Origin of the sequence: Bartonella pachyuromydis (assembly GCF_039543065.1) — a bacterium.
Taxonomy (GTDB): domain Bacteria; phylum Pseudomonadota; class Alphaproteobacteria; order Rhizobiales; family Rhizobiaceae; genus Bartonella; species Bartonella pachyuromydis.
Map to the genome: position 1 here is coordinate 1 of NZ_BAABJA010000068.1, position 651 is coordinate 651.

2 pseudogenes are annotated in these 651 nt (G+C 40.4%); one reads left to right on the forward strand and one right to left on the reverse strand.

From position 1 onward, the window contains the following. A pseudogene (locus ABD917_RS08775) lies at positions 1 to 291 on the forward strand (hypothetical protein); the annotation flags it as partial. 105 nt (positions 292 to 396) lie between these two features. Here ABD917_RS08775 and ABD917_RS08780 read toward each other — a convergent pair. Next, positions 397 to 651, reverse strand: a pseudogene (locus ABD917_RS08780) (helix-turn-helix domain-containing protein); the annotation flags it as partial.

Sequence of the window (651 nt, forward strand, 5' to 3'; positions counted from 1 at the left end):
GTTCTGCTCTGCAGAATGCGTCTTCAATTGCCAGCTTTCTGATCACAACGGACACAATGGTTGTTGGTGGTGGAACCGCTCTGTTGTCTGCAGTCAGTGCGCTGACTATTAAAGGAAACAATCCCGATCAAGAAGCTTCATATCATTTACTGTATTATCCAAGCATCAGCATGCCAAATTGCTACCAATGCCGGTGAAGAAGCTGCAATTATCGTTGGTAAAGTGTTGGAAAATAATGCTGATACCTTTTGTTATAACAGAGCAACGGGTGAATTTGCTGATTTGATTGCTTTCAAGAATTGGTGATCGTGGTGCGTTTTGTTTCCGGTGGAGGTTTTCCCATTAAAATACGAGAAAAACAACAGCATAAGAGAATGTACACTCTAAAGCGTTATGTTAAAAGCTCTCATTTGGTTCAGAGAGTAATTGTAAAATCGCTCTTTGTTTTATTGTGGTGAGAACGCGAAATCTTTTAAGCAGCAGATATTCTTCTCTGCTGGAGGCGACTTCATCATGATGGGTGGGAGTATGTTGTTGTGTGAAGAGATCAGCGTAAAAAAAGGCAATGGGAACATTTAAGATATCGGCAGTTTCCTTTAACTGCCCAGCTCCAACACGATTTAATCCTTTTTCATATTTTTGAATTTGCTG